Here is a 25,733-nt window from a genome sequence, read left to right as displayed (position 1 = left end):
CCTCAGACGTTGAAGCCGAGGGCGCGCAGCTGCTCGCGGCCGTCGTCGGTGATCTTGTCGGGGCCCCACGGCGGCATCCAGACCCAGTTGATGGCGACGTCGTTGACCAGGCCCTCGAGGGCCTGGTTGGTCTGGTCCTGGATGACGTCGGTCAGCGGGCAGGCCGCGGACGTCAGGGTCATGTCGATGACCAGGTTCGACGAGGGGTCGAGGTGCAGGTCGTAGACCAGGCCCAGGTCGACGACGTTGATCCCGAGCTCGGGGTCCACGACGTCCTTCATCGCCTCGGTGACGTCGTCGACGGTGACGGTGGCGGTGCCGCCGGACCCGCCGGCCGTGGCTTCGGGGACCTCGGGAAGGTCGCTGTGGTCGGGCTGGGTGTCAGCCATGCTGTGCCTCCTGGGCTTGGATGAGGGCGTCCTGGTAGGCCATCCAGGACAGTAGCGCGCACTTGATGCGGGCGGTGAGCTTGGCGGCACCGGCGAAGGCGATGCCGTCCTCGAGGACGTCCTCGTCGGGCTCGACCTGGCCCTTGCCACGCATCATCTCGAGGAACGCGGCGTGCACCGGCTGCGCCTGTACGACGGTCTTGCCGATGAGCAGCTCGGTCATCACCGAGGCCGAGGCCGTGGAGATCGAGCAGCCCTGGTTGTCGTAGGAGATGTCGGCGATCCTGGCCTCGTCGCCCGTGCCGTCGAGGTGCAGCCGCAGCGTCACCTCGTCGCCGCAGGTCGGGTTGACGTGGTGCACCTCCGCCTCGAACGGCTCGCGCAGGCCGGCGTTCAGCCGACGCTTCGCGTGGTCGAGGATGATGTCCTGGTACAGGTTGTCGAGGTCCACGGTTCAGCCCAACTTGAAGTACGTACGGGTGTATTCCAGCGCCTCGACCAGCGCGTCGATCTCGCCCGGCGTCGTGTAGAGGTACGACGACATGCGCGTCGAGCTCTGGACGCCGAACCGCGCGTGCGCCGGCTTCGCGCAGTGGTGACCGGCCCGGACGGCGACGCCGCGCGAGTCGAGCACCTGGGCGACGTCGTGCGGGTGCACGCCGTCGATCTCGAAGGAGATCGCGCCGCCGCGCCGTGCCGCGTCGAGCGGGCCGAGCACCTTGAGGCCGGGCACGGTGGCCAGTCCCTCGAGGGCGTGGGTGGTGATGGCGTGCTCGTGGTCGCGGATCGCGTCGAGGCCGAGGTGGGACAGGTAGTCGACCGCGGCGCCGAGGCCGACGGCCTCGGCGATCGGCGGGGTGCCGGCCTCGAACTTGTGCGGGATGGGGGCATACGTCGAGCGCGCCATCGTGACGGTCTCGATCATCTCGCCGCCGCCGAGGAACGGCGGCAGCTCGCCGAGCAGCTCGCTGCTCCCCCACAGGACGCCGATGCCGGTCGGTCCGACGACCTTGTGGCCGGTGAAGACGACGACGTCCGGTCGCTCCTCCGGGGCCATCGCGGCCAGGTCGATGCACAGCTGCGGCGCGGCCTGCGAGGCGTCGACGACCACGATCGCGCCGACCTCGTGCGCGCGACGGGTGAGCTCGGCGACCGGGTTGATGGTGCCGAGCATGTTGGACACCCAGGTGAACGAGACGACCTTGGTGCGCTCGGTGAGGAGCTCGTCGATGTTCGACAGGTCGAGCTCGCCGTCGTCGGTGAGGCCGAACCAGCGCAGCGTCGCGCCGGTCCGCTCGGTGAGCATCTGCCACGGCACGATGTTGGAGTGGTGCTCCATCTCGGTGATGACGACCTCGTCGCCCTCGCCGACCTGGTGCCGGCCCCGCCACGCCAGGGTGTTGGCCACCAGGTTGAGCGCCTCGGAGGCGTTCTTGGTGAAGATGACCTCGTCGCGGCTCGGTGCGCCGAGGAAGGCAGCGACCTTGTCGCGACCGCCCTCGAAGGCCTCGGTCGCCTCGGCGCCCAGCTGGTGCATGGCCCGGGCGATGTTGGCGTTGTGGTGCTCGAGGTGGTCGACCATCGCGTCGATGACGCACTGCGGCTTCTGGGAGGTGTTGGCGCTGTCGAGGTAGACCAGGGCCTGCCCGTTCGCCAGGGTGCGCTCGAGGATCGGGAAGTCCTTGCGGACGACCTCGAGCTCGGGGAGCAGTCCGTGCATCGCCGTGCCTTCCGTCCTGGGGGGTGGTGCCGGTGGGTGGGTCAGACCGTCGCGGTGAGGAACCGCTCGTAGCCGTTGGCCTCCAGCTCGTCGGCGAGCTCGGGGCCGCCGGACTCCGCGACGCGGCCCGCGACGAACACGTGCACGCGGTCGGGCTGGATGTAGCGCAGGATGCGCGTGTAGTGCGTGATCAGCAGGACGCCCTTGCCCTCGCGGGCGCGGTAGCGGTTCACGCCCTCGGAGACGACCTTGAGGGCGTCGATGTCGAGGCCGGAGTCGGTCTCGTCGAGGATCGCGATCTTCGGGTCGAGCAGCTCGAGCTGGGCGATCTCGTGGCGCTTCTTCTCGCCGCCGGAGAACCCCTCGTTGACCGAGCGCTGGGCGAAGGAGGGGTCGAGGTCCAGGTCGGCCAGCGACTTGTTGACGTCCTTGACCCAGGTGCGCAGCTTCGGCGCCTCGCCGTCGATCGCGGTCTTGGCGGTGCGCAGGAAGTTGGTGACCGAGACGCCGGGCACCTCGACGGGGTACTGCATGGCCAGGAAGAGCCCGGCGCGGGCGCGCTCGTCGACCGACATCTCGAGGACGTCGACGCCGTCGAGCAGGACGCTGCCGCCGGTGACCTGGTACTTCGGGTGACCGGCGACCGAGTAGGCGAGGGTCGACTTGCCCGAGCCGTTGGGGCCCATGATCGCGTGCGTCTCACCGTCGCCGATGGTGAGCGTGACGCCCTTGAGGATCTCCTTGGGACCGTCCTCGGTGGTGACCGAGACGTGCAGGTCCTTGATCTCGAGAGTGCTCATTGCGGGGTGGCTCCGTTCAGGGTGGTGGTGGTGTCGACGTAGACGCCGTCCTCGCGGACCTCGACAGGGAAGGTCGCGACGGGTTCGGTGGCCGGCAGCCCGGAGGGCTGGCCGGTGCGGAGGTCGAAGCGCGAGCCGTGCAGCCAGCACTCGATCGTGCAGCTGCCACCGTCGCGCTCGACGTCGCCCTCGCTGAGGGCGACGTGGGCGTGCGTGCACAGGTCCTGGACGGCGAGGACCTCCTCGCCGTCGCGGGCGATCGCGACGTCGTACTCACCGATGGTGACGGCGAGGGCATGGTCGGCCGGGACGTCGTCGAGCGCGCAGGCCCGCTGGAAGCTCATCTCCTGGCTGGTGCTCACTGCTCGGTCTCGAAGCCGCGGAAGACGTTCTTGGCGAGCTCGTCCTCGACGGTCTCGGTGAGCTTGGCCTCCAGCGACGGCACGCCGATCTTGCGGATCAGGTCCTGGAAGAAGCCGTGCAGCACCAGCCGCTTGGCCTCCTTGTCGGAGATGCCGCGCGTGCGGAGGTAGAACAGCTGCTCGTCGTCGAACCGGGCGGTCGCCGAGGCGTGCCCGGCACCCTCGATCTCGCCGGTCTCGATCTCGAGGTTGGGCACCGAGTCGGCGTGGCAGCCGTCGGTGAGCACCAGGTTGCGGTTCTCCTCGTAGGTCTCGATGCCCTCGGCGATCTTGCGGATCAGCACGTTGCCGATCCAGACCGTGTGCGCCTTCTCGCCCTGCAGCGCACCCTTGTAGAGCACGTTGCTCTTGGTGCGCGGCTGGTTGTGGTCGGCGAAGAGCCGGTGCTCGAGGTGCTGGCCGGCGTCGGCGAAGTACAGGCCGAGCAGCTCGGCCTCGCCGCCGGGGGCGTCGTACTCGACGTTGGCGTGCATCCGGACGACGTCGCCGCCGAAGGAGACCGACGTGTGGCGCACGTGGGCGTCGCGCCCCACGCGGATCGCGTCGCGCCCGAGGTGGACGGCGTCGTCGGCCCAGTCCTGCAGCGAGACGACGTTGACCTGCGCCCCGTCGCCGACGACCACCGTGGTGGTCGCGACGTAGCGCGCCGAGCCGGTGTGCACGACGGCGACGGTGGCCTTGGCGTGGCGGCCGACGCGGACCACGAGCCGGCCGTAGACCAGGTCGTCGACCGACTCGCCGTGCAGCCGCAGCACGACCGGGTGCTCGTCGTCGAGCTCGAGCTCGGCCGGCACGTCGAGCAGCAGCGCGTGGTCAGCGAGCTCGGCCGCCAGGGCCGCGGGCCGGTCGTTGGGGGCCAGCTCACCGGCGGCGCGGGCCTCCTCGCCGGAGACCTGCGTCAGCGTCACGCCGTCGGGCAGCGTGGCGTCCCAGGTGAGCTGGGTCGCGGACGGCTCGCCCTCGAGCATGCCGCGCAGCCGCTTCATCGGCGTGAAGCGCCAGATCTCCTCGCGGCCGGTCGGCAGCGGGTGGTCGGCCAGGTCGTAGGAGGGCGGCGGGTTGAGGTGGGAGAAGGACAGGTGTCCCTGCTCCAGGCTGGCCTCGACGCTCTCGCGGGCAGCATCGGTCACGGTCACAGGCAGGTCTTTCTACGGTCGCGGGTGCGGTTCGGTGGGGTGGGCGGTGCCGGCGTCAGCCGACAGCACCCTCCATCTGCAGCTCGATGAGGCGGTTGAGCTCCAGGGCGTACTCCATCGGGAGCTCCTTGGCGATCGGCTCGACGAAGCCGCGCACGATCATCGCCATCGCCTCGTCCTGCTCCATGCCGCGCGACATCAGGTAGAAGAGCTGGTCGTCGGAGACCTTCGAGACGCTCGCCTCGTGGCCCATCGAGACGTCGTCCTCGCGGATGTCGACGTAGGGGTAGGTGTCGGAGCGGCTGATCTGGTCGACGAGCAGCGCGTCGCACAGCACGTTCGACTTGGAGCCGTGGGCACCCTCGTTGACCTGGATCAGGCCGCGGTAGGACGTCCGGCCACCGCCGCGCGCCACCGACTTCGACAGGATCGAGGACGAGGTGTGGGGCGCGGCGTGCACCATCTTGGCGCCGGCGTCCTGGTGCTGGCCCTCGCCGGCGAACGCGATCGAGAGCGTCTCGCCCTTGGCGTGCTCGCCCATGAGGTAGATCGCGGGGTACTTCATCGTCACCTTCGAGCCGATGTTGCCGTCGACCCACTCCATCGTCGCGCCGGCCTCGCAGGTCGCGCGCTTGGTGACGAGGTTGTAGACGTTGTTCGACCAGTTCTGGATGGTCGTGTAGCGGCAGCGGCCGCCCTTCTTGACGATGATCTCCACGACCGCGGAGTGCAGCGAGTCGGAGGAGTAGATCGGCGCCGTGCAGCCCTCGACGTAGTGCACGTAGGCGTCCTCGTCGACGATGATGAGGGTGCGCTCGAACTGGCCCATGTTCTCGGTGTTGATCCGGAAGTAGGCCTGCAGCGGGATGTCGACGTGCACGCCCTTCGGCACGTAGATGAACGAGCCACCCGACCACACCGAGGTGTTGAGCGCGGAGAACTTGTTGTCACCGACCGGGATGACGGTGCCGAAGTACTCCTGGAACAGCTCGGGCTGCTCGCGCAGCGCGGTGTCGGTGTCGAGGAAGAGCACGCCCTGCTCCTCGAGGTCCTCGCGGATCGAGTGGTAGACGACCTCCGACTCGTACTGCGCGGCGACGCCCGAGACGAGACGCTGCTTCTCCGCCTCCGGGATGCCGAGCTTGTCGTAGGTGTTCTTGATCTCCTCGGGGAGGTCGTCCCACGTCGCCGCCTGCTTCTCGCTGGAGCGGACGAAGTACTTGATGTTGTCGAAGTCGATGCCGCCGAGGTCGGAGCCCCAGGTCGGCATGGGCTTGCGGTGGAAGAGCTTGAGGCCCTTCAGGCGCTGGTCGAGCATCCACTGCGGCTCGTTCTTGAGCGCGGAGATGTTGCGGACGACGTCCTCGGAGAGGCCGCGCTGCGCGGTCGCGCCGGCCACGTCGGTGTCGGCCCAGCCGAAGTCGTAGCGGCCGATGCCCTTGAGCTCGGGGTTGAGGTCTTCGATGGAGGTCATGAAGTGACCTTCTCCTTCGTCGTCATCGTGATCGGGGTGGAACCGGGAAGATCGGGGATGCAGGTGGTGCACACGCCGTCGCCGTGGGCGATCGTCGCGAGACGCTGCACGTGGCGGCCGAGCACCCGGCTGATGGCCGCGGTCTCCTCCTCGCACAGCTGGGGGAACTCGTGGGCCACGTGGGACACCGGGCAGTGCTGCTGGCACAGCTGCTCGCCCACCGGGGACTCGCGAACCGAAGCCGCGTAGCCCTCGTCGGAGAACACCCGGGCCAGGACCTCGGCGGGACCGAGGTCCGGGTGCGCGACGGCGACCTCGCCGAAGCGCTCCTCCACGAAACCAGCCCGGCGGCGCGCGAATTCCCGGACGGCGGCGTCACCACCGGTCTCGGCCAGGAACCGCAGCGCGGCGGCGGCCAGGTCGTCGTACTTCTGGTCGAAGCCGTCACGGCCGGTCTCGGTCAGGGCGAACACCTTGGCCGGGCGGCCGCGGCCACGGCCGGCGGCCTTGCGGGCGTCGCGCGCCTCGACCGCGCCGTCGTCGACGAGCTGGTCGAGGTGGCGCCGCACCGCGGCCGGCGTGAGGTCCAGGCGCTCGGCCAGGGCCGCGGTGGTGGAGGGACCGTCGACCAGGATCGACCGCACGACACGCTGGCGCGTGGTGCTGTCGGAGCGGTCGGCGGTGAATTCCACAACACCAGTGTGCCGATAATGGGGCGGACCGTTCAAGCAAGGCCACCCTTAGCAAGGTCACCCTGGGTGACGGGCGCCACACGGGCTGGGTCGGGCGGGTCAGCGCGGGGCGCCGGGCCGGGTGGCGTGCAACCAGGCCAGGCCGAGGAACGGCAGCACGAGCGGGAGGAAGCCGTAGCCCTGGCCGAAGTGCGACCAGACCGTCTTGTCGGGGAACAGCGCGGTGTCGACGTAGGAGAGCGTGCCGATGGACAGCACGCCGAGCAGCTCGACCACGCAGGAGCCGACCGCGACCGCCCAGGCCCGGCGTCCGCCGAGCAGCAGGCACGTCGTGGCGACCAGGTAGATCACCGCCGCCACGAGCGAGAGCGTGTAGGCGAACGGCGCCCGGTCGGCGTCGGAGCCGAGCTGGACCAGCGAACGGCCCGTGGCGGCCACGGCGAAGACCCCGTAGACGAAGACCAGGATCCGACCCGGGCCGGCGGACAGCTCACGCACCGGAGCCGTCCCAGATGGTCTCGAGGCGCAGCTGGAGGGCGACCACCGTCACGACGGCGACGATCAGCACCCCCGTGCCGGCGCGGGTGCGCTCGGCCAGCGACCAGAACGCACCGATCGGGAGCACGAGCAGGTTGCCGACGAGGTAGCTGACGAACAGCACGCCGGACACGTCGCGGTCGGTCTGCGACAGCGACACCGCACCGACGACCAGCTGCACGAGGACGGCGACCTCCAGCACCGCGAGCACCACGAAGGTGCGGTCCTGGGCGGGCTCGTCGCGGACCAGGAGGACGATCCCCACCACCGCGGCCACGCCGCCGAGCGCGAGGATCGTCGCCGTCAGCCAGTCGGTCACCCGGCAACTGTAGAGACGTCGGTGGCGGCCGCCGGCGGCGGCACGGACCCCGCCCGCGGACGCCTCCCCGCGGACGACGACGGATCGTCCCGATGTCCAGGGCCAACCCCGTGGCTCCTACACTTCGTGGGTGTCCGAACCCTCGTCCGCCGGCGGTGCCGCAAGCCTCGCGGACGGCGCCGTGACGGTCGAGGGGCTGGTGATGCGCTACGGCGACAAGGTGGCCGTCGACCGGCTCAGCCTGAGCGTCGAGGCCCACACCATCACCGCCGTCCTCGGACCCAACGGCGCGGGCAAGACCACGACGCTGGAGACCTGCGAGGGCTACCGGACGCCGCAGCACGGCACCGTGCGGGTGCTCGGCCTCGACCCGGTGCGCGACCGGCACGCGCTGCTCCCCCGGATCGGCGTGATGCTGCAGAGCGGCGGCGCCTGGGGCGGCGTCCGCGCGGTGGAGATGCTGCGCCACGTCGCGCGGCTGCACGCGAACCCGCTGCCGGTCGACCTGCTCGTCGAGCGGCTCGGGCTCGCCGACTGCGGGCGGACGCCGTTCCGCCGGCTCTCCGGTGGTCAGCAGCAGCGCCTCGGCCTCGCGATGGCGATCGTGGGCCGCCCCGAGCTCGTCTTCGTCGACGAGCCGACCGCCGGGCTCGACCCGTCCGTGCGGCGCACCGTCTGGGAGCTCCTCGAGGAGCTGCGCACCGACGGGGTGACCGTCGTGCTCACCACGCACTACATGGACGAGGCCGAGCGGCTCGCCGACCGCGTCCACATCCTCGACCGGGGGACGCTGGTCGCCTCCGGCTCCCCGCTGGAGCTGACCCGCGGCGGGTCGGTCGCCACGATCCGGCTGGTCGTGACCCAGCCGTTCCCGCCCGGTGCCCCCGCCTCGCTGACCGCCGCGCTCGGCCCCGGCACCGAGGTCACCCAGCTCGACGCCGTCAGCCTGCTCGTCACCGGCCCGGCCGACGGCTCCACGCTCGCGAAGGTGTCGCGGTGGTGCGAGGCCAACGACGTGCTGCCCGAGTCGCTGACCCTCGGCCAGCGCAAGCTGGAGGACGTCTTCCTCGAGCTCACCGCCCTCCCGGAGACCACATGACTCCCCCGACCACGCCTCCGACCACGCCCCGCACCACCGCGACCGCCGCGGCTGCGGCCGGGCCGGGCACCTTCGTCCCGGCCCCCGGCGCCGCGCCCGTCCTGCGCCAGGTGCTGACCCAGGCCTCGATGGAGGCCCGGCTGATGCTCCGCAACGGCGAGCAGCTGCTGCTCGCCGTGGTCATCCCCGTCATCGTGCTCCTCGTCGGTGTCCGCGGCGCCGAGCGCGTCGACCTCGAGTACGGCGTGGAGACCTTCGCCCCCGGCGTCCTGGCCCTCGCGGTGATGTCGACGTCGTTCACGGCGCTGGCGATCGCCACCGGCTTCGAGCGCCGCTACGGCCTCATCAAGCGGCTGGGCACGTCGCCGCTGTCGCGGACCTCGCTGCTGGGCGCGAAGGTGCTCGCGCTGCTGGTCGTCGAGGTCCTCCAGGTCGTCGTCATCGGCGCCGTGGCCCTCGCCCTCGGGTGGGAGCCGGACGCCTCGGTGGTGGGCCTGTTGCTCACCGTGGTGCTCGGCACCTCGGCGTTCGCCTCGCTCGGGCTGCTGCTCGCCGGGTCGCTGCGCGCCGAGGCCACCCTCGCCGCCGCCAACCTGGTCTACCTGCTCCTGATGGCCGGCGGCGCGGTGGTGCTGCCCGCGTCGGCCTACGGCTCCTTCGGCGACGTCGTCGCCTGGCTGCCCTCGGGGGCCCTCGGCGAGGCGATGCGCTCGGCGCTCGCCGGCGCCGCCGTCGCCTGGCGCGACCTGCTCGTCCTGGCCGGCTGGACCGTGGTCGGCGCCGTAGCGACCGCGAGGACCTTCAAGTGGGAGTGAACGTGCTCGACAAGATGGCCCGCCTCGTCCGCCCGCTCGGCTGGGCCAGCCTGGTCGCCAACATCGCCATCGTGGTCACCGGCGGTGCCGTCCGGCTCACCGGGTCCGGCCTCGGCTGCCCCACGTGGCCGCGCTGCACCGACGAGTCGTTCCGCCCGCACGGCGAGCTGGAGCTGCACGCGGCGATCGAGTTCGGCAACCGGCTGCTCACCTTCGTCCTGGCCGCGGTCGCGATCGCGACGCTCGTCGCCGCCTGGCGCACCGGGCGCCGCCAGCTCCGCGTCCTCGCGCTGGTCCTCGCCCTCGGCGTCCCGTTCCAGGCGCTGATCGGCGGCGTCACCGTCCTCACCGACCTCAACCCGTGGATCGTGTCGCTGCACCTGCTGCTGTCGATGGCGATGGTCGGCGTCGCCGTGCTGTTCCTGCGGCGGGTCGACGACCCGGACGCCGTGTGGACCCGCGGCCGGACCCAGGCCCTGGCCTGGATCACCTTCGCCTCGACCTGGGTGGTGCTCTACCTGGGCACCGTCGTCACCGGCGCGGGCCCGCACGCGGGCGACGCCGAGACGCCGCGCAACGGCCTGGACCCGCTGCAGATCAGCCAGCTGCACGCCGACTCGGTCTTCCTGCTCGTCGGCCTCACCGTCGGCCTGGTCCTCGCGACCCGCGCCGGCACCCCGGCCCGCCGCGCCGCCGTCGTCCTGCTCGGCGTCGAGCTGGGCCAGGGCGTGATCGGCTTCGTCCAGTACTTCACCGACCTGCCCGAGATCCTCGTAGGCGCCCACGTGCTCGGCGCCGCCCTCATCTCCGCGGCCGCCACCTGGGCCGTCCTCGCGGTCGTCCTGCGTCCCGCACCGGCACCCGTCCCGGCCACCCGGGTCGAGGCAACGGCGTCCCGCTGAGCCCACCCCCGCAGGGACCCGCGGGTCGGCGCGGAGGTGAGGTCGGTACCCGGTCGAGTCGGCGTTCGTGCTCAACGCCGACGCCGACTCGGCGTCAGCGGGTCAGCAGCGGGTCGAGGGCGACGGCGACGAACAGCAGCGACAGGTACAGGTTCGAGTGGTGGAACAGGCGCATCGGCTGGATCTCGCTGAGGTCCTCGGTGCCGCGGGCCCGGCGCCACATCTTGTGGGCCTCGACGAGGAAGACCGCGCCGAGGACGGCGGCGGCCACCGGGTAGACCGGGCCGGTGCCGGCCACGGGCCACAGCAGCATCGAGGTGGCGACCATGACCCAGCTGTAGAGCACGATCTGGCGGCCCACCTCGGCGGCCGGACGCACCACGGGCAGCATCGGGACGTCGACGTTGGCGTAGTCCTCGCGGTAGCGCAGGGCCAGGGCCCAGGTGTGCGGCGGCGTCCAGAAGAAGACGACGGCGAAGAGCACGATCGGCACCCAGGACAGCTCGCCGGTGACGGCGGTCCAGCCGATGAGGGCCGGGAAGCAGCCCGCGATGCCGCCCCAGACGATGTTCTGGGTGGTGCGGCGCTTGAGGAGCATCGTGTAGCCGAGCACGTAGAACGCGTTGGCCAGCACCGACAGGACCGCCGACAGCGGGTTGACCCAGTAGGCCAGCACCGCCGTGGAGAGCACGGCCTGCACGGTCGCGAAGACCAGCGCGGCGCGCGGCGTGACGACGTGGCGCGGCAGGGCGCGCCGCCGGGTGCGGCGCATCTGCTCGTCGATGTCGCGGTCGTAGACGCAGTTGAACGTCGAGGCCGACCCCGCCGACAGCGCGCCGCCGACGACGGTGGCCACGACCAGGCCCAGGGCCGGGACGCCGCGGGCGGCGAAGAACATGACCGGGACGGTCGTCAGGAGCAGCAGCTCGATGACTCGCGGCTTGGTGAGGCCGACGTAGGCGGCGACGACGTCCTTGAACGACGCCTCACCCCGCTCGGGCTCGGGCTGCCGAAGCGCGGGTCGCGACTCGCCGACGTAGGTCACAGAGGTCCTCGGAACATCGTGTCGTGGTGGTGCGGCAGGTGCTCACACCCGCCCAGGCGGTGTGAGTCTAACGCGCAGGGTGAGTAGGCTCGGCAATGCCCGTGAACCTGTACTGAGGAGCCTTGTGAGCGCCACCCCGAAGCTTGACTGGACCGACCTGGACGACCGCGCCGTCGACACCGCACGTGTGCTGGCCATGGACGCCGTGCAGAAGGTCGGCAACGGACACCCGGGTACCGCGATGAGCCTCGCGCCGGTCGCCTACCTGCTCTTCCAGAAGGTGATGCGCCACGACCCGGCCGACCCGTCGTGGGTTGCCCGCGACCGGTTCGTCCTGTCGTGCGGCCACTCCTCGATCACCCTCTACACGCAGCTCTTCCTCGGCGGCTTCGGCCTCGAGATCGAGGACCTGAAGGCGCTGCGCACCTGGGGCTCCAAGACCCCCGGCCACCCCGAGCTCGGCCACACCGCCGGCGTCGAGGTCACCACCGGGCCGCTCGGCCAGGGCGTCGCGAACGCCGTCGGCATGGCGATGTCCGGCCGGCGCGTCCACGGTCTCCTCGACCCGGGTGCCGCGGCGGGCGAGAGCCTCTTCGACCACCACGTCTACGCGCTGTGCAGCGACGGCGACCTCGAGGAGGGCGTCAGCAGCGAGGCCAGCTCGATCGCCGGCACGCAGGAGCTCGGCAACCTGACCCTCATCTACGACCGCAACCGGATCTCGATCGAGGGCAACACCGACATCGCCTTCACCGAGGACGTCGCCGCGCGCTACCGCGCCTACGGCTGGCACGTCCAGGAGGTCGACTGGACCAACGGCGGCACCGAGTACCGCGAGGACGTCCCGCAGCTGCACCAGGCGATCACCGCGGCCGGCGAGGTCCTCGACCAGCCCTCGCTGATCATCGTCGACACCGTCATCGCCTGGCCCGCGCCCAACGCGCAGGGCACCGAGAAGGCCCACGGCAGCGCGCTGGGGCCCGACGAGGTCGCGGCCACGAAGGAGGTCCTCGGCTGGAACCCCGCCGAGTCCTTCGTCGTCTCCGAGGAGGTCCTCACCCACACCCGCGGCCTGCGCGAGCGCGGCGCCGCGTGGGGTGCGGAGTGGGACGAGAAGTACGCCGCGTGGGCCGAGAAGAACCCCGACTCCGCCGCGCTGCTGCACCGCCTCAAGCAGCGCGCGCTGCCCGACGGGTTCGCCGAGGCGCTGCCCACGTTCGAGGCCGACGCCAAGGGCGTCGCGACCCGGTCGGCGTCGGGCAAGGTCATCAACGCGATCGCGCCGATCATGCCCGAGCTGTGGGGCGGCTCGGCCGACCTCGCCGGCTCCAACAACACCACCATCGAGGGCGTCCCGTCGTTCCTGCCGGTCAGCCGCGGCGTCGAGGAGTGGGAGGCCGACCCGTTCCAGGGCCGCGTGCTGCACTTCGGCATCCGTGAGCACGGCATGGGCGCGATCATGAACGGCATCGCGGCCGACGTCCTCACCCGCGTCTACGGCGGCACGTTCCTGACGTTCTCCGACTACATGCGCGGCGCGGTCCGCGTCGCCGCGCTGAGCGGGCTGCCGGTCACCTACGTCTGGACCCACGACTCCATCGGCCTCGGCGAGGACGGCCCGACCCACCAGCCGATCGAGCACCTCGCCGCGCTCCGCGCGATGCCGGGCCTCGACGTCGTCCGCCCGGCCGACGCGAACGAGACCGCCGCCTGCTGGGCCGCGATCCTCGGCCGCACCGACCGGCCCGCCGCGCTCGCGCTGACCCGGCAGAACGTGCCGGTCTTCCCGCGCGGCGAGGACGGCTTCAGCGGCCTCGACGACGTTGCCCGCGGCGGCTACGTCCTCATCGACGCCGAGGGCGGCGTCCCCGACGTCGTCCTCATCGGCACCGGGTCCGAGGTCCAGCTCGCCGTCGAGGCGCGCGAGCTGCTCGCCGCCGACGGCGTGCGGGCCCGGGTCGTCTCGATGCCGTGCCTGGAGTGGTTCGAGGAGCAGGACCAGTCCTACCGCGAGACCGTCATCCCGCCCGTGGTCAAGGCGCGCGTCTCGGTCGAGGCCGGGGTCAAGCAGGGCTGGCGCGAGATCGTGGGCGACCACGGTCGGATCGTGTCCATCGACCAGTACGGCGCCTCGGCCGACTACGCCCGCATCTACACCGAGTACGGCATCACCGCGCAGGCCGTGGCCGACGCCGCCCGCGACAGCATCACGGTCGTCCAGGGCTGAGACCCGGTCCGGCGAGCCACCCACCGATCACAGGAGAAACCCATGAACGACCGCCTCAAGACGCTGGCCGACGCCGGCGTGTCCATCTGGCTCGACGACCTGTCGCGCGAGCGCATCGAGAGCGGCAACCTGGCCGCGCTGATCGAGGAGAAGTCGGTGGTCGGGGTGACCACGAACCCGACGATCTTCGCCGGCGCGATCGCCAACGGCGAGCGCTACGACGCCCAGGTGCGCCAGCTCGTCGCCGACGACGCCAGCGTCGACCGGGTGATCTTCGAGCTCACCACCGAGGACGTCCGCAACGCCTGCGACATCTTCAAGCGGGTCGCCGACGGCAGCGCCTCCGACGGACGCGTCTCGATCGAGGTCGAGCCCACCCTGGCCAACGACACCGCGGGCACCATCGCCTCGGCCCAGGCCCTCTGGGCCGCCGTCGACCGCGGCAACGCCCTGGTCAAGATCCCCGCCACCAAGGAGGGCCTGCCGGCGATCACCGCGGCGATCGCCCAGGGCATCAGCGTCAACGTGACCCTGATCTTCGGGACCACCCGGTACCAGGAGGTCATGGACGCCTACATGACCGGCCTCGAGCAGGCCCGCGACGCCGGTCTCGACCTCGGCGAGATCCAGTCGGTCGCCTCCTTCTTCGTCAGCCGCATCGACACCGAGATCGACCGGCGCCTCGACGAGATCGGCACCGACGAGGCCGCCGCGCTCAAGGGCAAGGCCGCCCTCGCCAACGCCCGGCTGGCCTACGCCGCCTACGAGGAGGTGCTGGCCAGCGACCGGTGGAAGCAGCTCGCCGAGGCCGGCGCGGTCAAGCAGCGCCCGCTGTGGGCCTCGACCGGCGTCAAGTCCGAGGCCTACCCCGACACGCTCTACGTCACCGAGCTCGTCGTCGCCGACACCGTGAACACGATGCCCGAGAAGACCATGGACGCCTTCGGCGACCACGGCGAGGTCACCGGTGACACCGTGACCGGGCGGGCCGCGCAGGCCCAGGAGGTCTTCGACCGGCTCGCTGCCGCCGGCGTCGACTTCGAGGACGTCCTGGTCACCGTCGAGCACGAGGGCGTCGACAAGTTCAAGACGTCCTGGACCGAGCTGACCGAGACCGTCGAGAAGCAGATGGCGGCGGCCCGCCCGTGACCGGTGGGCCGGTGGACCCGACCTCCACACCGGCGTGGTCCCGCCTGACGGCGCTGGCCACGGCCTCCGCCCCGGACCTGCGGGCCTGGTTCGCCGCCGACCCGGACCGGGTCGACCGGCTCACCCACACCGCCGGTGACCTGACCGTCGACCTGTCGAAGTCCTTCCTCGACGCCGACGTCGTCGCGGCGCTGCTCGACCTGGCCGCGCAGACGAAGGTGCTCGAGCGGCGCGACGCGATGTACGCCGGTGAGCACGTCAACGTCACCGAGGACCGCGCCGTCCTGCACACCGCGCTCCGGCTCCCCGCCGGGGCCAGCCTCGAGGTCGACGGCCAGGACGTCGTCCACGACGTGCACGAGGTGCTCGCCCGGGTCTACGCCTTCGCCGAGAAGGTGCGCGACGGCTCCTGGACCGGCGTGACCGGCGAGCGGATCCGCACGGTCGTCAACATCGGCATCGGCGGCTCCGACCTCGGTCCCGTGATGACCTACGAGGCGCTGGCGCCCTACCGCCAGGACGGCCTCGAGTGCCGGTTCATCAGCAACATCGACCCCACCGACGCCGCGACCACGCTGCAGGGGCTCGACCCGGCCACGACGCTGTTCATCGTGTCGAGCAAGACCTTCGGCACGCTGGAGACGCTCACGAACGCGCGGCTGTGCAAGGCGTGGCTGCTCGACGGGCTCGCCGGCCAGGACGAGGCGGACGCGGTCCGCCGCCACTTCGTCGCGGTCTCGACCGCCCTCGACAAGGTGGCCGACTTCGGCATCGACCCCGACAACGCGTTCGGCTTCTGGGACTGGGTCGGCGGGCGCTACTCCCTCGACTCCGCCATCGGGACGTCGCTCGCGGTGGCCATCGGCCCGGAGCGCTTCGCCGAGCTGCTGGCCGGCTTCCACACGATGGACGAGCACTTCCGCGACACCGAGCCGTCGCGCAACGTGCCGCTCCTGATGGGCCTGCTCAACGTCTGGTACGTCAACTTCCACGGCGCCCAGAGCCACGCGGTGCTGCCCTACGCCCAGCTGCTGCACCGGTTCCCGGCCTACCTCCAGCAGCTGACGATGGAGTCGAACGGCAAGGGCGTCCGCTGGGACGGCTCGCCGGTCACCACCGACACCGGTGAGATCTTCTGGGGCGAGCCCGGCACGAACGGCCAGCACGCCTTCTACCAGCTCATCCACCAGGGCACCCGGCTGATCCCGGCCGACTTCATCGCCTTCGCCAACCCGAGCTACCCGCTCGTCGACGCCGTCGACGGGCAGAGCACCGACGTCCACGAGCTGTTCCTGGCCAACTTCCTGGCCCAGACCCGCGCGCTGGCCTTCGGCAAGACCGCCGACGAGGTCCGCGCCGAGGGCACCGCCGAGGACGTCGTCCCGGCGCGCGTCTTCGAGGGCAACCGCCCGACCACCTCGATCATCGCGCCGGAGCTGACGCCGTCCGTGCTGGGCCAGCTGATCGCGCTCTACGAGCACCTCACGTTCGTGCAGGGCGCGGTGTGGGGCATCGACAGCTTCGACCAGTGGGGCGTCGAGCTCGGCAAGCAGCTCGCCCAGCAGGTCGGGCCGGCCATCGCCGGCGACGCCGACGCGCTGGCCGAGCAGGACGCCTCGACCCGGGCCCTGATCGCCTACTACCAGGAGCACCGCCACCGATGAGCTCGTACGTCAACCCGCTGCGCCAGGAGCAGGACCGCCGACTCCCCCGCATCGCGGGGCCGTGCGGCATGGTGCTCTTCGGCGTCACCGGTGACCTGTCCCGCAAGAAGATCATGCCGGCCATCTACGACCTGGCGAACCGCGGCCTGCTCCCGCCCGGCTTCAGCCTCGTCGGGTTCGCCCGGCGCGACTGGGCCGACCAGGACTTCGCCCAGATCGTGCACGACTCGGTGAAGGCCCACGCCCGCACCGAGTTCCGCGAGGAGGTCTGGAACCAGCTCGCCGAGGGCTTCCGCTTCGTGTCGGGGGCCTTCGACGACGACGTCGCCTTCGACCGGCTGCGACGCACCATCGAGGAGCTCGACCAGGTCCGCGGCACCGGCGGCAACCACGCCTTCTACCTGGCGATCCCGCCCGGCGGGTTCGGCCTGGTGGCCCAGCAGCTGCAGGAGCACGGCCTCGCGGTGGCACCCGACGAGCTGCCCGTGGGCAGGTCGGGCGACCGCCCGTGGCGGCGCGTCGTCGTCGAGAAGCCGTTCGGCCACGACCTGACGTCGGCCCGCGAGCTGAACTCGACCCTCGACACCGTCTTCGCGCCGCCCGCGATCTTCCGGATCGACCACTACCTCGGCAAGGAGACGGTGCAGAACATCCTGGCGACCCGCTTCGCCAACACGATGTTCGAGCCGCTCTGGAACAACAACTACGTCGACCACGTGCAGATCACGATGGCCGAGGACGTCGGCATCGGCGGCCGGGCCGGCTACTACGACGGCATCGGGGCCGCGCGCGACGTCATCCAGAACCACCTGCTGCAGCTGATGGCCCTCGTCGCGATGGAGGAGCCGACCTCGTTCGACGCCGAGGCGCTGCGGATCGAGAAGCAGAAGCTGCTCGCCAGCATCAAGCTGCCCCGGCGCATCGACCGCGGCACCGCGCGCGGCCAGTACGCCGCGGGCTGGGCCGGCGGCGCGAAGGTGCTCGGCTTCAAGGACGAGGACGGCATCGCGGCCACCTCGCGCACCGAGACCTACGCCGCGATCACCCTGAACGTGGAGAACCGGCGCTGGGCCGGCGTCCCGTTCTACCTGCGCACGGGCAAGCGGCTCGGACGGCGCGTGACCGAGGTCGCCGTCGTCTTCAAGCGCTCGCCGCACCAGCCGTTCACGGCGACGTCCGTGGAGGACCTCACCCAGAACGCGCTGGTCATCCGGGTGCAGCCCGACGAGGGCATGACGGTCCGGTTCGGCGCCAAGGTGCCGGGCACGCAGATGGAGATCCGCGACGTGAACATGGACTTCGCCTACGGCGGCACCTTCACCGAGGCCTCGCCGGAGGCCTACGAGCGGCTGATCCTCGACGTCCTGCTCGGCGACCCGCCGCTCTTCCCGCGCCACGAGGAGGTCGAGCTGTCCTGGAAGATCCTCGACCCGATTCTGGAGCGCTGGGCCGACAAGGGCAGCCCCGAGGACTACCCACCCGGCACCTGGGGGCCGGCGTCGGCCGACAAGATGCTGGCCCGCGACGGACGCGTCTGGAGGAGGCCCTGATGATGGAGCTCACCGACACCAGTTCGGCGGCGATCGCGGCCGAGTTCGTGCGCGCCCGCACCCGCGCCGGGTCACCGGCGATGGGCATGGTGATGACGCTGATCGTCGTGGTCGACGAGGAGTCGTCCGAGGCGGCGATGACCAACGCCCGCAAGGCGACCCACGAGCACCCGGCGCGGGTGCTCGGCGTCGTCCTCGGCTCGGCGCGCGGCAAGGCCGTCGTCAACGCCCAGGTCGGCACCGGCGCGGGCTGGGGCGGCGAGGCCGCCGTCATCCGGCTCGAGGGCGAGGTGGTCAAGCACGCCGACTCCGTCGTCCTGCCGCTGCTGCTGCCCGACTCCCCGGTCGCGATCTGGTGGCCGCACGACCCGCCGACCGACCCCGCCGCCGACCCGCTCGGCGCGCTCGCCAAGCGCCGGATCACCGACGCCGCCGAGGCCCACCAGGGCCGGACGACGGCGCTGCAGACGCAGTGCGCGTCCTACGTCGCCGGCAACACCGACCTGGCCTGGACCCGGCTCACGGCGTGGCGCGCGCTGCTCGCCGCCTCCCTCGACCAGCACCCGCTCAAGGTGACGTCGGCGACGGTCACCTCGGAGCGGATCAGCCCGAGCGCCGACCTGCTCGCCGCGTGGCTGCGCAGCCGGCTCAAGGTGGAGGTCACCCGGCACCACTCGTCGGGGCCGGGCATCACCGAGGTCGTGATGGAGACCAAGGAGGGTCCGATCCGCATCGCCCGCACCGACGGACGGCTCGCGACCTTCACCTCCCCCGACCGGCCCGACCGGCCGATCGCGCTCAAGCGGCGCAAGCTGCCCGAGCTGCTCGCCGAGGAGCTGCGCCGCCTCGACGAGGACGACGTCTACGCCGCGACCATCACCAGCCTGAGCAGGAGCACGCCGTGAACGTCGTCCCCCCGAGCCCGCGCATCGAGGTCCAGCCGTCGCCCGAGGCCCTGGCGACCGCCGTCGCCGGCGAGCTGCTGACCCGGCTCGCCGACCTGCAGGCGGCCGGGCAGGTCCCGCAGATCGGGCTGACCGGCGGCACCATCGCCGAGGCCATCCACCGGGAGGTCGCGCGGCTGTCGCCGGCGTCCGGGGTCGACTGGGGCACCGTGGTCGTCTGGTTCGGCGACGAGCGGTTCGTCGCCCCCGACTCCCCCGACCGCAACGCCGGCCAGGCGCGCGCGGCGTTCCTCGACGCCGTCGGCGCCACCCAGGTGCACGAGATGGCCTCCACCGCGACGGCGTCCTCGGTCGAGGAGGGCGCCGCGGCGTACGCCGACCTGGTGCGCGCCCACGGGTCCGGTGGGTTCGACGTCCTCATGCTCGGCATCGGCCCCGACGGCCACGTGGCCTCGCTGTTCCCGGGGCACCCGGCCGCCGCGACCACCGACGCCGTCGCGGTCGGCGTCCACGACTCGCCGAAGCCGCCGCCGGACCGCATCTCGCTCACCTTCGAGTGCCTCAACCGGGCCGACACCGTGTGGTTCCTCGCCGCCGGCGACGGCAAGGCCGACGCCGTCGCGCGGGCCCTGGCCCCCGAGGGGTCGGTCACCGCGACCCCCGCCCGCGGCGTGACCGGCCGCGACCCGGCGTCCGGCACCGCCACCGAGATCACCTGGTGGCTCGACACCGCCGCCGCCTCCGCCCTCTGACCGCCGAGTCGGCGCAGAGTTCAAGTCGGGACGCGCCGAGTCGGCGTTCGTGCTCAGCGCGAACGCCGACTCGGCGGGTTCTCGGGCGGTCGTCCACAGGCCGGTGACCGGGTGGGTTGGCCGCACGCCGGCCCGGGCACCTCGGACCGCATGCGCATCGAACCGCTGCTCGACCAGCCCCGTCTCGACGATCGCTTCCCGCTGCCGCTGGACCGTCCGTTCACGGCGGCGACGGCCAGGGCCGCCGGCGTCAGCCGGTTCAACCTGGGCCGGCTGATCGACGCGGGCCACCTGCGCTCCCCCGTGCGCGGCACGTTCCTGGCCACCCAGGCGGGCGACTCGATCCGCCTGCGCGCCGAGAGCCTCGCGCTCGTCGTCCCCGAGGACTGCGTGGTGTGCGACCGCCATGCCGGCTGGCTCCACGGCGCGGACATGATCCTTGCGCCCGGTGAGCACCAGCAGCTCCGGCCGATCTCGGTGTTCCGGCCGTCCGGTCACGGGCGACTCCGGAACGATCTCGCGGACAGCGGTGAGCGCAACCTGCGTCCCCGCGACGTGACCGTGGTGGGCGGCGTCCTGGTCACCACGCCGGTGCGGACCACGTGGGACCTGGGCCGGCAGCGATCGCGCGACGCGGCGCTCTCGTGCATGGACCAGATGTTCCGGCTGGGCCGCGTCGACCGTGACGAGTTCCTCGACGGGATCCCCCGCTTCCGCGGGATGCGCTGGGTCACCCGGCTGCGCGAGCTCGCGCCGTACGTCGACGGCCGGGCGGCCTCACCGGGCGAGTCCTGCCTGCGGCTGCGGTGGATCGACGCCGGCCTCCCGCTGCCCGAGCTGCAGGTCGAGGTCTGGGTCGACGGCGTCCTGCTCGCGATCATCGACCTCGCCTGCGAGGAGCTCCGCTACGGCGCCGAGTACGACGGCGAGGAGTGGCACTCCACGGCCGAGCAGGTCGCGCACGACCGGGCCCGCCGCGACGAGCTCGGCGCGCAGCGGTGGCTGGTCGACGTGTTCCGCAGGGACGACGTCCACGGGCGGGCGCAGTCGGCGGACCGCACGCTGCGGGCCGGGTACGCCGCAGCCCGGGCCGCACGGGGCGCCGTCGTCGCCTGAAAACGGGGCCGAGTCGGCGTTCGCGTTGAGTGCGAACGCCGACTCGGCCTTCTTCGACTTGACCTTGACGCCGACTCGGCGGGTCAGGGGTGGTGGGTCAGAAGATGATCTCGCCGGACTTGCGACGGGTGCGCAGGAGCTGGATCGCCTCGTCGAGGATCACCTCGGCCTCGCGGTCGGAGCGGCGCTCCTTCACGTAGGCGAGGTGGGTCTTGTAGGGCTCGATCTTGGGCGCCGGCGGCGGGTTGTCGGAGTCGAGCGAGGCCGGCAGGCCGCACTTGGGGCAGTCCCAGGAGTCCGGGACGGTCGCCTCGACCGAGAACGTGATCACCGAGCGGTGCTCGTGCGAGCAGAAGTACGTGACGGCCTGCCGCGGGGCGGCCTCGCCCCGCTCGGCCTCGCCCATCGGACCGGCACCCACGCGGCTGCCGCGAATGGCGTTTCCTGCACCTGCCATGACTGTTGACTCCTCGTTCGAACCGTCGTGTGCTGGGCCCGCAGGGGGCTCAGTAGGCCTTGAGCAGGCCGAGGGCGATGACGCAGGCGAACCAGATGATGCCCGTGCCGATCGTGAAGCGGTCGAGGTTGCGCTCGGCGACCGACGAGCCGCCGAGCGAGCTCGACACACCGCCGCCGAACATGTCCGACAGACCGCCACCACGCCCCTTGTGGAGGAGCACCAGCAGGATCATCAGACCGCTGGCGAGGCACAGGAGAATGGTGAGGATGAGTTCCGCGTTCACGAGGGTTGATCCTACGTCAGGGATGCCGTCCGAGGACGACCGGCACCCGCGGGTTGTCGCTCGGAATCAGAGCGCGGGCATGTCGTGGAAGCGGCAGATCCCGCCGAACTCGTCGACCTGGAGGCTGGCGCCCCCGACGAGCGCACCGTCGACGTCGGCCTTGGCCATGATCCCGGCGACGTTGGCGGCCTTGACGGAGCCGCCGTACAGCACGCGGACGCCGTCGGCGGCCGCGTCGCCGTGGGCCTCGCGGATCTGCGCGCGGATCGCCTGGCAGACCTCCTGGGCATCCTCCGGGGTCGCGACCTCGCCGGTGCCGATGGCCCAGACGGGCTCGTAGGCGATGACGAGGTCGGCGACCTGCTCGGCGGTGAGGCCCGCGAGCGACCCCTCGACCTGGGCCATCGTGTGGGGGACGTGCTCGCCGGCCTGACGGACCTCGAGGCCCTCACCGACGCACACGATCGGGATCATCCCGGCCTTCAGCGTGGCGTGCGCCTTGGCGTTGACGACCTCGTCGGTCTCCGCGTGGTGCTCGCGGCGCTCGGAGTGCCCCACGACGACGTAGGAGCAGCCGAGCTTGGCCAGCATGCCCGCCGAGATCTCGCCGGTGTAGGCGCCCGACTCGTGCGTCGAGACGTCCTGGGCGGCGTACTTGACCGAGAGCCGGTCGCCGTCGACGAGCGTCTGCACCGAGCGCAGGTCCGTGAACGGCGGGACGACGACGACCTCGACCTTGCCGAAGTCGTGGCGCTTGTCCGACAGCGTCCAGGCCAGCTTCTGCACCAGGACGACGGCCTCCTGGTGGTTGAGGTTCATCTTCCAGTTGCCCGCCATCAGCGGGACGCGCGTGTTCTTGCTCATGACTGTGCGTCCTCCAGGACGGTGATGCCGGGGAGCTCCTTGCCCTCGAGGTACTCGAGGCTGGCACCGCCCCCGGTGGAGATGTGACCGAACGCGTCCTCGTCGAAGCCGAGGGCGCGCACGGCGGCGGCGGAGTCGCCACCGCCGACGACCGAGAGCCCGCCGCGGGCGGTGACCCCGGTCAGCGCCTCGGCGACGGCACGGGTGCCGTCGGAGAACTCGGGGGTCTCGAAGACGCCCATCGGGCCGTTCCAGAAGACCGTCCGCGCGTCGTCGAGCGCGGCCGCGAAGTCGGCGCCCGAGGCGGGGCCGATGTCGAGACCGAGCGCGTCGGCCGGGATCTGGTCGGCGGGGACCACGCGCGGCTCCGGGTTGCGGTCGCCACTGGGGAAGGCGGTGTCGACGACGACGTCGCCGGGGAGCAGGATCTGCACGCCCGACTCCTCCGCGCGCGCCAGGTAGGCGCGGCAGACGTCGAGCTGGTCCTCCTCCAGCAGGCTCTTGCCGACCTCGTGGCCCTGGGCCTTGAGGAAGGTGAACACCATGCCGCCGCCGATGAGCAGCTTGTCGGCCTTGCCGAGCAGGTTGTCGATGACGCCGAGCTTGTCGGAGACCTTGGAACCACCGAGGACGACGACGTAGGGCCGCTCGGGGTCGACGGTGAGCCGGCGGAGCACGTCGATCTCGGTGGCGACGAGGCCGCCCATCGCGTGCGGGAGCCGCTCGGCGACGTCGTAGACGCTGGCCTGCTTGCGGTGCACGACGCCGAAGCCGTCGGAGACGAAGGCGTCGGCCAGGGCGGCGAGCTCGTCGGCGAAGGCGCCGCGCTCGGCGGCGTCCTTGCTCGTCTCGCCCGGGTTGAACCGGACGTTCTCCAGCACGACGACCTGGCCGTCGGCCAGGTCGGCGACCGCGGCCCGCGCCGACTCCCCCACCGTGTCGGTGGCGAAGGCGACGTCGGTGCCGAGGAGCTCGCCGAGCCGGGCGGCGACGGGGGCCAGTGAGTATCGGTCCTCCGGCGCTCCCTTCGGCCGGCCGAGGTGCGCGGTCACGACCACGCGGGCCCCGGCCTCGACCAGGGTCCGGATGGTCGGGACGCTGGCGCGGATCCGGCCGTCGTCGGTGATGCTCGTGCCGTCGAGCGGCACGTTCAGGTCCGATCGGACCAGGACCCGCTTGCCCTGGACGTCGCCCAGCCCGGCGTACTCCCCCATCGTCAGAGGCTCTGGCCGACGAGGTTCACGAGGTCGACGAGGCGGTTGGAGTAGCCCCACTCGTTGTCGTACCAGCCGACGACCTTGACCTGGTTGCCGATGACCTTGGTCAGCGGCGCGTCGAAGATGCACGACGCCGGGTCGGTGGTGATGTCGGTGGAGACGATCGGGTCGGTCGAGTACTTGAGGTAGACGCCGTCGGCGGCCTTCTTCATGACGGCGTTGACCTCCTCGACGGTGGTCTCGCGACCGGCCTCGAAGGTGAGGTCGGTGGCCGAGCCGGTCGGGACCGGCACGCGCAGGGCGTAGCCGTCGAGCTTGCCCTTGAGCTCGGGGAGCACCAGCGCGATGGCCTTGGCGGCACCGGTGGACGTCGGCACGATGTTGAGCGCGGCCGACCGCGCCCGGCGCAGGTCCTTGTGCGGGCCGTCGAGCAGGTTCTGGTCGCCGGTGTAGGCGTGGATGGTCGTCATCAGACCCTTGACGATGCCGAACTCGTCGTTGAGGGCCTTGGCCATCGGCGCCAGGCAGTTCGTGGTGCACGAGGCGTTGGAGATGATGGCGTGGGTCGCGGGGTCGTAGTCGCCGTCGTTGACGCCCATCACGATGGTGACGTCCTCGTTCTTCGCGGGGGCGGAGATGATGACCTTCTTGGCGCCGCCGGCGATGTGGGCCTTGGCCTGCTCGGCGTCGGTGAAGAAGCCGGTGGACTCGATGACGATGTCGGCGCCGACCTCGCCCCACGGGAGGGCGCTCGGGTCGCGCTCGGCGAAGGCCTTGAAGGTCTGGCCCGCGGCGGTGATGTCGGTGTCGGTCGACGTCACGTCGCCGTCGAGGCGGCCGAGGATCGAGTCGTACTTGAGCAGCGTGGCGAGCGTGTTGTTGTCGGTCAGGTCGTTGACGGCAACGATCTGGACGTCGGCACCGGAGGCGACGACGGCTCGGAAGAAGTTGCGGCCGATGCGGCCGAAGCCGTTGATTCCTACGCGAACGGTCACTGCGATCTGCTCCTGGGATGGTCTGGATGGGGCAGTTCGGACCCTACCGTCCGGCACCCACCCAGCCCCACGAGCATCCGACCTACGTGCGGGTAACTGGACGCCCGACCAGATCGCCGGGAGACCGACCGGGCGGGCGGTGGTCCTCAGTCGTCGTCGGCGAGCATCTCGGGCGTCAGCGACGCCTCGGTGTCGGGGATGCCGAGCTCCTCGGCGCGCTTGTCGGCCATGGCCAGCAGCCGGCGGATGCGCCCGGCGATCGCGTCCTTGGTGAGCACCGGCTCGTGCAGCTGGCCGAGCTCCTCGAGCGAGGCCTGCTTGTGCTCGAGCCGCAGCGTGCCGGCGAGCTTGAGGTGGTCGGGGACCTCGTCGCCGAGGATCTCCATCGCCCGGTCGACCCGGGCGCCGGCGGCGACCGCGGCGCGGGCCGAGCGGCGCAGGTTGGCGTCGTCGAAGTTGGCGAGGCGGTTGGCGGTGGCCCGCACCTCGCGGCGCATCCGCCGCTCCTCCCACGCCATCAGGGTCTCGTGGGCGCCGAGCCGGGTGAGCAGCTGCCCGATGGCGTCGCCGTCGCGGATGACCACGCGGTCGACGCCGCGGACCTCGCGGGCCTTGGCCTGGATGCCGAGCCGCCGGGCCACGCCGACGAGCGCGAGGGCGGCCTCGGGGCCGGGGCAGGTGACCTCGAGGGCGGACGAGCGGCCGGGCTCGGTGAGCGAGCCGTGGGCGAGGAACGCCCCGCGCCAGGCGGCGACGGCGTCGCACGCGCCGCCCGAGACGACGGCCGGCGGGAGCCCGCGGACGGGCCGGCCGCGCTGGTCGAGCAGGCCGGTCTGGCGGGCCAGCGACTCGCCGTCCTTGACGACGCGGACCAGGTAGCGGCTGCCCTTGCGGATGCCGTTGCCCTGGACCATGACGACGTCGGAGCGGTGGCCGTAGATCTCGTCGATGTCGCGGCGCAGCCGGCGCGCGGCCGCCCCGGTGTCGAGCTCGGCCTCGACGACGATCTTGCCGCTGACGATGTGCAGGCCGCCGGCGAACCGGAGCATCGTGGCGACCTCGGCCTTGCGGCAGCAGGTCTTGGTGATCTGGGTGTTGGCGAGCTCCGCCTTCACCTGAGCCGTCATCGCCATGGGGGCGAGTCTTCCATGAGCGTCAACAACCCCCGGACCCCGTGCCCGCCACTGATCCGGTGGTGTGA

The 25,733-nt window shown here is 71.7% G+C and carries 27 protein-coding genes; 10 read left to right on the top strand and 17 right to left on the bottom strand.

All coding sequences use genetic code 11. The features are described 5' to 3' along the window. Positions 1–2 precede the first annotated feature (2 nt). From FE634_RS09655 to FE634_RS09610, 10 genes are all read right to left on the bottom strand, one after another. Positions 3–281 (bottom strand): metal-sulfur cluster assembly factor, encoded by a 279-nt coding sequence (locus FE634_RS09655; RefSeq protein ID WP_246060509.1) that lies wholly within the window; start codon positions 279–281, stop codon positions 3–5. A 100-nt stretch (positions 282–381) separates the two neighbouring features. Then, positions 382–840 (bottom strand): Fe-S cluster assembly sulfur transfer protein SufU, encoded by a 459-nt coding sequence (sufU, locus tag FE634_RS09650; RefSeq protein WP_138875749.1) that lies wholly within the window; start codon positions 838–840, stop codon positions 382–384. A gap of 3 nt (positions 841–843) precedes the next feature. Beyond that, positions 844–2,109 carry a cysteine desulfurase gene (locus FE634_RS09645; RefSeq protein WP_148240542.1) on the bottom strand — a complete coding sequence of 422 codons (1,266 nt, stop codon included), beginning with the start codon at positions 2,107–2,109 and terminating at the stop codon, positions 844–846. Positions 2,110–2,150: 41 nt separating this feature from the next. Next, positions 2,151–2,909: a Fe-S cluster assembly ATPase SufC gene (gene sufC / locus FE634_RS09640; protein ID WP_137291946.1), complete on the bottom strand. Its 759-nt coding sequence runs from the start codon at positions 2,907–2,909 to the stop codon at positions 2,151–2,153. Then, positions 2,906–3,271, bottom strand: a complete 366-nt coding sequence (locus tag FE634_RS09635) for a non-heme iron oxygenase ferredoxin subunit (protein WP_316043827.1) — start codon at positions 3,269–3,271, stop codon at positions 2,906–2,908. The genes sufC and FE634_RS09635 overlap by 4 nt, the downstream gene beginning before the upstream one ends. Continuing rightward, positions 3,268–4,461, bottom strand: coding sequence for a Fe-S cluster assembly protein SufD (gene sufD / locus FE634_RS09630; protein WP_246060480.1), 1,194 nt, complete (start codon positions 4,459–4,461; stop codon positions 3,268–3,270). The genes FE634_RS09635 and sufD overlap by 4 nt, the downstream gene beginning before the upstream one ends. 61 nt (positions 4,462–4,522) lie before the next feature. Then, a complete protein-coding gene (gene sufB, locus FE634_RS09625) occupies positions 4,523–5,941 on the bottom strand; it encodes a Fe-S cluster assembly protein SufB (RefSeq protein ID WP_137291948.1) in 1,419 nt (472 codons plus the stop codon). After that, the gene (locus tag FE634_RS09620; protein WP_137291949.1) at positions 5,938–6,633 is read right to left on the bottom strand and encodes a helix-turn-helix transcriptional regulator; all 696 of its coding nucleotides are present in this window, start codon (positions 6,631–6,633) and stop codon (positions 5,938–5,940) included. The genes sufB and FE634_RS09620 overlap by 4 nt, the downstream gene beginning before the upstream one ends. A gap of 99 nt (positions 6,634–6,732) precedes the next feature. Further along, positions 6,733–7,131 (bottom strand): hypothetical protein, encoded by a 399-nt coding sequence (locus FE634_RS09615; RefSeq protein WP_137291950.1) that lies wholly within the window; start codon positions 7,129–7,131, stop codon positions 6,733–6,735. Next, positions 7,124–7,489: a hypothetical protein gene (locus tag FE634_RS09610; RefSeq protein WP_137291951.1), complete on the bottom strand. Its 366-nt coding sequence runs from the start codon at positions 7,487–7,489 to the stop codon at positions 7,124–7,126. The genes FE634_RS09615 and FE634_RS09610 overlap by 8 nt, the downstream gene beginning before the upstream one ends. A gap of 130 nt (positions 7,490–7,619) precedes the next feature. Between FE634_RS09610 and FE634_RS09605 the strand changes: the two genes are divergently transcribed. From FE634_RS09605 to FE634_RS09595, 3 genes are read left to right on the top strand one after another with little or no spacing between them, the layout of a single operon-like run. Continuing rightward, the gene (locus FE634_RS09605; protein ID WP_246060481.1) at positions 7,620–8,588 is read left to right on the top strand and encodes an ABC transporter ATP-binding protein; all 969 of its coding nucleotides are present in this window, start codon (positions 7,620–7,622) and stop codon (positions 8,586–8,588) included. Continuing rightward, a complete protein-coding gene (locus FE634_RS09600; protein WP_148240541.1) occupies positions 8,585–9,403 on the top strand; it encodes an ABC transporter permease in 819 nt (272 codons plus the stop codon). Before FE634_RS09605 ends, FE634_RS09600 begins: the two co-directional genes overlap by 4 nt. Continuing rightward, on the top strand, positions 9,394–10,305 hold the full coding sequence (locus FE634_RS09595; RefSeq protein WP_246060482.1) for a COX15/CtaA family protein: 912 nt from the start codon (positions 9,394–9,396) through the stop codon (positions 10,303–10,305). Before FE634_RS09600 ends, FE634_RS09595 begins: the two co-directional genes overlap by 10 nt. Before the next feature lie 94 nt (positions 10,306–10,399). Here FE634_RS09595 and FE634_RS09590 read toward each other — a convergent pair whose 3' ends face one another. Then, positions 10,400–11,350 carry a heme o synthase gene (locus FE634_RS09590; protein WP_137291953.1) on the bottom strand — a complete coding sequence of 317 codons (951 nt, stop codon included), beginning with the start codon at positions 11,348–11,350 and terminating at the stop codon, positions 10,400–10,402. A gap of 196 nt (positions 11,351–11,546) precedes the next feature. On the opposite strand from FE634_RS09590, the gene tkt reads away from it, so the two are divergent. The 7 genes from tkt (at position 11,547) to FE634_RS09555 (ending at position 20,713) form a co-directional block, all read left to right on the top strand. Continuing rightward, positions 11,547–13,577: a transketolase gene (gene tkt, locus FE634_RS09585; protein ID WP_262347665.1), complete on the top strand. Its 2,031-nt coding sequence runs from the start codon at positions 11,547–11,549 to the stop codon at positions 13,575–13,577. 42 nt (positions 13,578–13,619) lie between these two features. Then, positions 13,620–14,726, top strand: a complete 1,107-nt coding sequence (gene tal / locus FE634_RS09580; RefSeq protein ID WP_137291955.1) for a transaldolase — start codon at positions 13,620–13,622, stop codon at positions 14,724–14,726. Then, positions 14,723–16,390, top strand: coding sequence for a glucose-6-phosphate isomerase (gene pgi, locus FE634_RS09575; protein WP_148240540.1), 1,668 nt, complete (start codon positions 14,723–14,725; stop codon positions 16,388–16,390). Before tal ends, pgi begins: the two co-directional genes overlap by 4 nt. Then, positions 16,387–17,940 (top strand): glucose-6-phosphate dehydrogenase, encoded by a 1,554-nt coding sequence (zwf, locus tag FE634_RS09570; protein WP_137291957.1) that lies wholly within the window; start codon positions 16,387–16,389, stop codon positions 17,938–17,940. The genes pgi and zwf overlap by 4 nt, the downstream gene beginning before the upstream one ends. Then, entirely contained in the window at positions 17,940–18,845 is a 906-nt protein-coding gene (locus tag FE634_RS09565; protein WP_138875747.1) for a glucose-6-phosphate dehydrogenase assembly protein OpcA, read from the top strand. Before zwf ends, FE634_RS09565 begins: the two co-directional genes overlap by 1 nt. Then, positions 18,842–19,597 (top strand): 6-phosphogluconolactonase, encoded by a 756-nt coding sequence (gene pgl / locus FE634_RS09560; protein WP_138875746.1) that lies wholly within the window; start codon positions 18,842–18,844, stop codon positions 19,595–19,597. The genes FE634_RS09565 and pgl overlap by 4 nt, the downstream gene beginning before the upstream one ends. 150 nt (positions 19,598–19,747) lie before the next feature. Next, entirely contained in the window at positions 19,748–20,713 is a 966-nt protein-coding gene (locus FE634_RS09555) for a hypothetical protein (protein WP_138875745.1), read from the top strand. A gap of 97 nt (positions 20,714–20,810) precedes the next feature. On the opposite strand, the gene FE634_RS09550 is transcribed toward FE634_RS09555, so the two are convergent. The 6 genes from FE634_RS09550 to whiA form a co-directional block, all read right to left on the bottom strand. Further along, positions 20,811–21,170 (bottom strand): RNA polymerase-binding protein RbpA, encoded by a 360-nt coding sequence (locus tag FE634_RS09550; RefSeq protein ID WP_134766143.1) that lies wholly within the window; start codon positions 21,168–21,170, stop codon positions 20,811–20,813. 49 nt (positions 21,171–21,219) lie between these two features. Beyond that, positions 21,220–21,405, bottom strand: coding sequence for a preprotein translocase subunit SecG (gene secG, locus FE634_RS09545; RefSeq protein ID WP_134766457.1), 186 nt, complete (start codon positions 21,403–21,405; stop codon positions 21,220–21,222). 117 nt (positions 21,406–21,522) lie between these two features. Further along, positions 21,523–22,320: a triose-phosphate isomerase gene (gene tpiA, locus FE634_RS09540; protein ID WP_148240539.1), complete on the bottom strand. Its 798-nt coding sequence runs from the start codon at positions 22,318–22,320 to the stop codon at positions 21,523–21,525. After that, positions 22,317–23,534, bottom strand: a complete 1,218-nt coding sequence (locus tag FE634_RS09535; protein WP_138875744.1) for a phosphoglycerate kinase — start codon at positions 23,532–23,534, stop codon at positions 22,317–22,319. Before FE634_RS09535 ends, tpiA begins: the two co-directional genes overlap by 4 nt. A 2-nt stretch (positions 23,535–23,536) precedes the next feature. Beyond that, positions 23,537–24,532 carry a type I glyceraldehyde-3-phosphate dehydrogenase gene (gene gap, locus FE634_RS09530; RefSeq protein ID WP_137291963.1) on the bottom strand — a complete coding sequence of 332 codons (996 nt, stop codon included), beginning with the start codon at positions 24,530–24,532 and terminating at the stop codon, positions 23,537–23,539. 146 nt (positions 24,533–24,678) lie between these two features. Next, positions 24,679–25,665, bottom strand: coding sequence for a DNA-binding protein WhiA (gene whiA, locus FE634_RS09525; RefSeq protein WP_137291964.1), 987 nt, complete (start codon positions 25,663–25,665; stop codon positions 24,679–24,681). Between the last annotated feature and the right edge of the window lie 68 nt (positions 25,666–25,733).

This window comes from Nocardioides sp. S-1144 (assembly GCF_005954645.2).
GTDB classification, from domain to species: domain Bacteria; phylum Actinomycetota; class Actinomycetes; order Propionibacteriales; family Nocardioidaceae; genus Nocardioides; species Nocardioides dongxiaopingii.
This window is presented reverse-complemented; position numbering and strand designations above follow the sequence as displayed.

Coding starts and splice junctions, on each gene's coding strand:
- FE634_RS09655 (WP_246060509.1), bottom strand. CDS start 281: ATGAAGGACGTCGTGGACCCCGAGCTCGGGATCAACGTCGTCGACCTG.
- FE634_RS09645 (WP_148240542.1), bottom strand. CDS start 2,109: ATGCACGGACTGCTCCCCGAGCTCGAGGTCGTCCGCAAGGACTTCCCG.
- sufC (WP_137291946.1), bottom strand. CDS start 2,909: ATGAGCACTCTCGAGATCAAGGACCTGCACGTCTCGGTCACCACCGAG.
- sufB (WP_137291948.1), bottom strand. CDS start 5,941: ATGACCTCCATCGAAGACCTCAACCCCGAGCTCAAGGGCATCGGCCGC.
- FE634_RS09600 (WP_148240541.1), top strand. CDS start 8,585: ATGACTCCCCCGACCACGCCTCCGACCACGCCCCGCACCACCGCGACC.
- tkt (WP_262347665.1), top strand. CDS start 11,547: ATGGACGCCGTGCAGAAGGTCGGCAACGGACACCCGGGTACCGCGATG.
- tal (WP_137291955.1), top strand. CDS start 13,620: ATGAACGACCGCCTCAAGACGCTGGCCGACGCCGGCGTGTCCATCTGG.
- zwf (WP_137291957.1), top strand. CDS start 16,387: ATGAGCTCGTACGTCAACCCGCTGCGCCAGGAGCAGGACCGCCGACTC.
- FE634_RS09565 (WP_138875747.1), top strand. CDS start 17,940: ATGATGGAGCTCACCGACACCAGTTCGGCGGCGATCGCGGCCGAGTTC.
- FE634_RS09555 (WP_138875745.1), top strand. CDS start 19,748: ATGCGCATCGAACCGCTGCTCGACCAGCCCCGTCTCGACGATCGCTTC.
- FE634_RS09550 (WP_134766143.1), bottom strand. CDS start 21,170: ATGGCAGGTGCAGGAAACGCCATTCGCGGCAGCCGCGTGGGTGCCGGT.
- secG (WP_134766457.1), bottom strand. CDS start 21,405: ATGATCCTGCTGGTGCTCCTCCACAAGGGGCGTGGTGGCGGTCTGTCG.
- tpiA (WP_148240539.1), bottom strand. CDS start 22,320: ATGAGCAAGAACACGCGCGTCCCGCTGATGGCGGGCAACTGGAAGATG.
- FE634_RS09535 (WP_138875744.1), bottom strand. CDS start 23,534: ATGGGGGAGTACGCCGGGCTGGGCGACGTCCAGGGCAAGCGGGTCCTG.
- whiA (WP_137291964.1), bottom strand. CDS start 25,665: ATGGCGATGACGGCTCAGGTGAAGGCGGAGCTCGCCAACACCCAGATC.